This window comes from Paenisporosarcina sp. TG20, assembly GCF_000286315.1.
In the GTDB taxonomy this organism is placed as follows: domain Bacteria; phylum Bacillota; class Bacilli; order Bacillales_A; family Planococcaceae; genus Paenisporosarcina.
Genome location: NZ_ALJG01000176.1, coordinates 1 through 7,166, shown reverse-complemented (window position 1 = coordinate 7,166; position 7,166 = coordinate 1). Strand labels below are relative to the sequence as shown.

General features: G+C 38.3%; 7 protein-coding genes. 5 read left to right on the top strand and 2 right to left on the bottom strand.

All coding sequences use genetic code 11. The features are described 5' to 3' along the window. Window positions 1-444: 444 nt before the first annotated feature. Entirely contained in the window at window positions 445-552 is a 108-nt protein-coding gene (locus B371_RS22655) for a YjcZ family sporulation protein (RefSeq protein WP_019412787.1), read from the bottom strand. A gap of 61 nt (window positions 553-613) precedes the next feature. Next, on the bottom strand, window positions 614-868 hold the full coding sequence (locus B371_RS21130) for a YjcZ family sporulation protein (RefSeq protein ID WP_019412786.1): 255 nt from the start codon (window positions 866-868) through the stop codon (window positions 614-616). Between the two features lie 997 nt (window positions 869-1,865). On the opposite strand from B371_RS21130, the gene B371_RS0102735 reads away from it, so the two are divergent. Genes B371_RS0102735 through B371_RS0102715 form a run of 5 tightly spaced genes read left to right on the top strand, consistent with a single transcriptional unit; the run spans window position 1,866 to window position 6,654 of the window. After that, complete coding sequence (locus B371_RS0102735) at window positions 1,866-2,051, top strand: hypothetical protein (RefSeq protein ID WP_019412785.1); 186 nt, start codon at window positions 1,866-1,868, stop codon at window positions 2,049-2,051. Between the two features lie 22 nt (window positions 2,052-2,073). After that, window positions 2,074-2,376, top strand: a complete 303-nt coding sequence (locus tag B371_RS0102730; protein WP_019412784.1) for a DUF4212 domain-containing protein — start codon at window positions 2,074-2,076, stop codon at window positions 2,374-2,376. A gap of 47 nt (window positions 2,377-2,423) precedes the next feature. Continuing rightward, complete coding sequence (locus B371_RS0102725; RefSeq protein ID WP_019412783.1) at window positions 2,424-4,100, top strand: sodium:solute symporter family protein; 1,677 nt, start codon at window positions 2,424-2,426, stop codon at window positions 4,098-4,100. Beyond that, complete coding sequence (locus B371_RS0102720) at window positions 4,072-5,973, top strand: DUF294 nucleotidyltransferase-like domain-containing protein (RefSeq protein ID WP_019412782.1); 1,902 nt, start codon at window positions 4,072-4,074, stop codon at window positions 5,971-5,973. Before B371_RS0102725 ends, B371_RS0102720 begins: the two co-directional genes overlap by 29 nt. Window positions 5,974-6,006: 33 nt before the next feature. Then, complete coding sequence (locus tag B371_RS0102715; protein WP_019412781.1) at window positions 6,007-6,654, top strand: PolC-type DNA polymerase III; 648 nt, start codon at window positions 6,007-6,009, stop codon at window positions 6,652-6,654. Window positions 6,655-7,166 lie beyond the last annotated feature (512 nt).

Here is a 7,166-nt window from a genome sequence, read left to right as displayed (position 1 = left end):
GTGCGTGTTCAAAAAGGAGCATAAAAAGAGCCGAGTAGGTCGAGGCGGCGTAGCCTTCGAGCACCGGAGCGTATGGTGTTGATACGTGAGGAGAAGAGAAGCAAGCCAACGAAGAGATACGACAGCTATTTTTAGCGGACTTTTTGAACAACCTCTATTAATGACTCCAATCCAATTGGATTAGGTGAAGGTATGAGAGAATTGATAGCGGAGCAATGTCATACTTTTGAAAGATTACATTTCTTCTTGAAAAACTTTAAATGTTTGAAAGGGCTAAAGTAAAAACTGCTAAATCCCTGTGGTTATTTTCTATCCCAATGTGTTAGGTGATTAGGTGATTGTCATTATTTTTTCCTATAAGGAAAGAGAAAAAGATGTTTTTCCTAAAATGTAGGAAAAACACCTTAAGAAAAACCTTTAACTTCTTACTAGGTTAATCAATTATTAGTAACCACCTCCAATTGGATAGTTGTTACCAACGATGATTAACAGAATAAAAAGAACCACTAGCAAAATGAATCCATTGTTACCTCCGAATGCTGCATAGCTCATAAATTTCCACCTCCTTGTATCCCCTTTTAGTTCTTTTTTCGTTTTAACCTGTGGCTAGTTATTAAACAACAGGTACCGTCCCTGGAGGACATACATCACCCGCTGGGTAGTTATTACCAACGATGATTAAAAGGATGAAAAGAACGACTAGTAAGATAAATCCGTTGTTAGTTCTTGCTGGAGCAACAACTGGTACACACTTGCCATAACCAGCGCCAGCACCATAACCGACACCAGCACCAGCGCCAGCACCATAACCGACACCAGCACCAGCACCATATCCATAAGCACCGTAACCGGCACTATAAACACCCATATCTGTTCACCTCCTTTTGCTATCTATTTAACCTATGATAGAAAAAAGAAAGGACATAGACATATGTCTATAAAAGTTTAGAAAGGCATCGATCAAAAAAGGAAGAGTAAAAAATTATTATTCAACTATGAATCCCATACAACTAGGTAATTACTTAAAGTATGAGAAAAATAGTAAGGTTCCTAAAGCATTGGGAAGCGTACTTTTAAAGTAAAGGCTTTACATATTCACTTACTCAGATAGTCAATCTAAATTATTCCGACTTAATCCATTGATTGGTTGTAACCAACACTAATCAACTAAATAAAGAGAACGACTAGAAGTACAAAACCATTATTACGTCCGGTTGAAGTATACCCCATGAATATCCACCACTCTGTGGCATTCTATGGTAAACCGGATGAAAGAACGACCAACACTACAAATCTATTATTAACAATAGACCTGATGTACACTACCTTTTCTATTTAATTTACCCAATGAATGAGTATAGACATATGCCTAGATTTTTTTAAATAAGTTTTTGCCAATGTTTTAACTCCGATATTAAAATGATAAAAAACTAATTCCATTTGGGAAATACGACCAGGCCGAATTTTTCATATAAAAACGGAAATACTTGGTTGGTGTCTAAGTGAAAAACAAATTATGAATATTAAAAATGAACCCATTATGGGCGAAATGATCCTCAACTATCTTCCTATAAATAACGACCGAAGACATAATTTTGGTCGTTTTTTTACTTTCTTCCACATTGAAAATATTAAAATAAAATTTTGTTATGAGCAATTACCAATTAAAATTACTTAGTTTTGGGATTATTATAAAAAGAACCTATTCCACTTTTATAGGTAAATATTACTAGATACCGAATGGTATTTTTTTATCTTGACAAAAGAGGGGTCCAAAGGAATAATAAGGAAGAGTCAGAATTTTCATTGTATAGTAATCTGTTAAATTCTACATTTTTATACTACTTACAGGTTGGAGGGTTAAAATGATTCCGGTGTGGGTTTTTGCAATTATTACAATAGTTTCTGTATTTTTAGCATTAAAGCTTAAGAAAAAATGGTTATTTGCGTTGCCGCTTTTGGCAGTTGGTAGTTTGTTATTAGTAGAAATTATAAAAGTTCCCTTACCACTCTGGGAAACAATACAGTTTATCTTTAATTTAAGAGGTTAGAAATGAAAGGGGAGATCATGCAATGAAAAAAATTGACAAAAAAGTGGCAGATGCCTATTTTCGAACACGAACGACTCTAATAATGAGCTTTTTAGCAATTGGAGCTATAGTTTCATTTGGTGTTGTGTTGGTCGCTGAATCTTTAACTGAAATTACAGTTATGGGAATCCCTCTACATTATTACATGGGGGCGCAAGGTGCAATTGTGACGTTCATCATCTTATTGTTTCTAAATGCAATTATTAGTGATCGTATCGATAAAAAATACGGAATTGATGAATCACGAAATGAATCGATAGGTAAGGGAAATCCAATTGATCACTGAAATGAAGCAAGAGTAGTGGTTATCAAACAATTAGAGGAGGCGAAATAATGGATTCACAATTTATTGTGTCATTTGCATTCATATTAGCAACATTCGGATTATACGTAGGGATCGCTATTTACAATAAAGCAAAGGTTGCTTCTGACTTCTATGTTGCCGGTCGAGGCGTTCCTGCAATTTACAATGGTATGGCTATTGGCGCAGACTGGATGAGTGCTGCCTCATTCATTGGGTTAGCTGGTACCGTTATGATACTGGGCTATGACGGGCTTGGTTACATTATGGGTTGGACAGGCGGTTATTTATTATTAACATTCCTGTTAGCACCTCAACTGCGAAAATACGGTCGATATACAGTCCCTGAATTTATTGGTGACCGTTATGATAGTAATGTAGCAAGATTAATTGCTGCAGTAGCAACTATTATCATCAGTTTTACATACTCGATTGGACAAATGTCAGGTTCAGGTATTGTTATTGGTAGATTACTAGAAATTGATTATCGTTTTGGTACAATGATCGGGGCAGTTTTAATTGCGGTCTATGCTGCTTTAGGCGGAATGAAAGGGATTACATGGACGCAAGTTGCCCAATATGTTGTGTTAATCACAGCTTATTTAATTCCAGTAATTTTCATGTCTCTTCAATTAACAAATAACCCACTTCCTTGGGTATCCTACGGTGAAGTACTAGAACAAATGAAAGTTCTTGACGCGGAACTAGGAATCTCGGATTACTTAACCCCATTTACTAATGGGACAAAGTGGCAATTTATAGCTCTTATGTTTACTCTCATGGCGGGTACAGCCGGGTTGCCTCACGTCATTGTTAGATTCTTTACAGTTTCAACAATGAAAGCTGCTCGTTGGAGTGGTGCATGGGCACTTTTATTTATTGGACTTCTGTACCTTTCAGCACCGGCATACGCTGCATTTTCTCGTTTCATTCTAATGACGCAAGTGGCGAACTCTCCCATAAATGCATTGCCTGAATGGACAAAGTCCTGGGTAGATACAGGGAAGCTCATAATTGCAGATACAAATGCTGATGGAATATTGCAATGGACAGAATTACAAATTGCCAATGATATTGTGGTTATGGCGACGCCAGAAATTGCAAATTTAGGAATCTTTGTTATTGGATTGATGGCGGCTGGCGCAATGGCTGCTGCATTGTCTACTGCTGGTGGACTAATGATGGCTATCTCATCTTCGTTATCACATGATATTTATTTCCGTTCAATTAACCCACAAGCGACAGATAAAAAACGTTTGTCGGTGGGTCGTTGGTCTATTATTATCGCTTCTCTAGTTGCAGGTGTTGTAGCACTTAACCCACCTGGGGCAATTACACAAATAGTTGCGTGGGCATTTGCTTTAGCTGCCGCATCCTTCTTCCCAGCATTATTACTAGGTGTATGGTGGAAGCGCTCGAATGCAGCTGGTGTCATTTCAGGTATGATCGTTGGTCTATCAGTGACACTTGGATACATTTTCGCTGCAAAGTATGGTGGCTTTACGATTTTAGGAATTATTGATACTGGAGCGGGTGTCTTTGGAACAGCTGCAGCGTTAATAACAAATATTGTCGTTTCTCTTGCTACTAAGCCACCTTCTAAGAAAATACAAGAAGAAGTTCAAGATCTCCGTTATCCAGAACAGATGACGTATAGAGATGGAGAGGTGTGGTTGGATAATGGAGAAGACATTCCACCAACCAAGTAACGGCAAGTCGATTAAAGATTTTGTGAAAAATACGCCTCTTTTTAAAGGAAGAAATCAAGAGGAGTTTGAACGACTTTATCTTCGCTGCGAAGAACGTCAGTATGATAAAGGGATGTTAATTGCCAATGCTAGAAAGAAGAGAGAGGGAATATTACTCGTCACTTCAGGGTTAGCAGAAGTATATGCAGCTGGCTATCAACACGAAAGGGAAGTTCTCGAACTAGCGGGCCCAGGTGAAATTATTGGGTTAGGAAGTTTGAGTACCATGTTGAAAAGTCAGCAAAAACCAACGAATACCGTTGAAATCCAAGCACTTGAAACAACACTTGGACTGTTTCTTCCGTATGAACTATTAAATGAAATCTGGGATGAACCTGATGTTCAACGTTATTTTTTAGAAAAAGTGATCTTTAGACTTCAGGATGTATATCAATCGTTCACCGAGCAATTTCAGCAATCTAGTTGGATGGATAGTCAAAAAAAAGTATTTCAAAGGGTGCAAGACATGATGTCTTCCCCTTTGCTTATGCTGCCACCAACAAGTTCTATGTTAGATGCCATACAATTCATGTATAAAGAAGGGCTCAGTGCTGTTGTTTTTCTTGACGCTTCCTCACAAGCAATTGTTGTATCGATGAGAGAAATAATTTCGGCGATTGCAGAAGATAAGCCAATGACAACAAAACTTCTTGAAATTGTTATTAATAAAAGCATGACAATCAAACGGTCTGCCTATTATTATGACGCTTTAATCATTTTTCAAAAGAACCCAACCTTGCGTCATGTGATTGTTATAGACGAAATGGAAACACCAGTTGGAATGCTGACTCTTTCCGATGTACTAAAACAGCGGCATCGATCGATTCAACAAGTAATGGCACATATCAATCTATTGGACGAGGCATCGGTAGACGAAGTGTCACGGAAAGTTAAACAAGTGAGTAGTCACCTTTTAGAAGAAAGAGAAAGTATCAGATTAATCGTTTCAACAATGACACCGATCTACGATGAAATCGTGAAAAAAGTGATTGAACTGGCTCAGCAACGTCTTTTAATAGAAAGAGGTTTACCAACACCTTGTGAATTTGTTTTTTATCAAATGGGAAGCGCAGGTCGTGGGGAACAACTTCTTATGACGGACCAGGATCATTTTTTAGTCTATGAAGAATCAACCAAGGCAATAGATGATTATTTTAAAATACTTGCTGAGGAAATAGTTCGCATGTTGGATAAAATAGGTTTCAAACGTTGTGATGGGGATATGATGGCTAGCAACAAGATATGGAGAGGTTCTCTTGCGGAATGGCAACAACGTATCCATCGTTGGACGATTAATAGCACATCACAAAATACATTGTATGCCTATAACTTTTTTGCGATGAGATGGGTGAGCGGGGACCGCTTGCTACATCACGACTTTTTGGATGCGATTAACCAGGAACTGGAACGGTCGGGTATTCTTTTATTGCAAATGGCTAGAGAACTTAAGGGGACACTCATCCCTTCATTGGAGCATCGTATCCTTTCGTTTATTTTACGTGAAGGAAAGAAAATTGATCTTAAAATAAGAGTGTTATTCCCTTTTCATCACTCCCTTCAGTTAGCGTGTCTAAGAAATAAAATTGTTGATGGCTCTACTTTTGAAAAACTTGAATCGTTGTACGAACTAAATCGTTTTGATGAAAATAGGTTAGAAGAATTAAAAGAAAGCCTAGACTTTGTGTTAATGAAGAGCGTTCAACAAAAACAACAAGAAGGAAATTCAAAAGTTTTAATAGAAAAGCTAACGTCTAGAGAAAAGGCGTTGTTGTCGAGAGCATTGACTGTTCTAAGGGATTTTCAACTGTCAGTGTTGCGAGATATGGGTTTGTAGAAAAGCGGGTTAGTGTAGAGGGGGGGGGAATGAATGGCCCTATGGTCGAAAAAGGAGTTTCAAAATCGATTAAATAGTGAACTCCCCCTTTCCACCCCACTAAATGATATGAGTTTTCTAGTTGTAGATACGGAGACGACAGGGTTTTCAGTCGGTAAGGACGACCGACTCATTGAAGTTGGGGCTGTGCCGATTGTAGGTTTAAACGTTCTCGAGAATAAAATCTTTCAATCATATGTGAACCCTAAACGTGATATCCCTGAAATTATTACCGACTTGACATCGATTAGTAATGAGGATGTAAAACATGCACCTGACTCACTCCAAGTGATTGAAGACTTATTTGAGTTTGCCAAACAGCTAGGAGCTAATAGCATTGCAGGTCATTACATTACGTTTGATATGCTAGTATTTAAACATGAACTTCGTCGTGCAGATATTAAGTTTCAAATGCCTCCTTCAATCGACACGCTTGATTTGCTATCTTATTTAGTACCAAATTGGGAGTTAAAGGATCTTGAATATTATGCTGCTGTGTTTGAAACAAGGATATTTGAAAGGCATACCGCTGTTGGAGATGCGCTAACAACTGCTTATTTATTTTGTGAGTTATGTGAGCGCATAAAGGAGCGAGGCAAGTACACATGGGGTGACCTATTAGCTCTTAGTCCTATTAGATAGAAGGAAATCATTTGTGTAGGCACTAATGGGGTTTAGTGTTATTGTGCAAATTGCAGATGTAAGTACTTGTATAAAAAACGGGTAGCTGCGCCATGTTTCAGGGACACTTAGGACAATAAATAGATTCGTCATTGCCAGTTTGAAAGTGTGATATAGGATACCATTGCGTTTATGGCGCATAGGTATCCTATTAATATTGGCTTTTTGACAGGCAGTAGAGGTGCTATTTTTTGTCCATCGTGTCTCTTCACTTGACGCAGTTTTTTCGTTTTCAAATGTCTTAAACTTCAACTGTTGATTATTAAAGAATCGTCACCTTTTTAGACTACGTAGTCCAGATGAGTTCCAAATTAGTACAGGTGATTTCCGTTCTAGGCGGACGCTTTCCGCGGGCACGGCCTCAGACGCTTTACTAGCTCCGCTCGCTGCAGGGTCTTCATCTCGCGCTGTTCCCGCAGGAGTCGCCGCCTTCCACTTCAATCACTTAACTTTCCTCAATTGCAATATTAAAT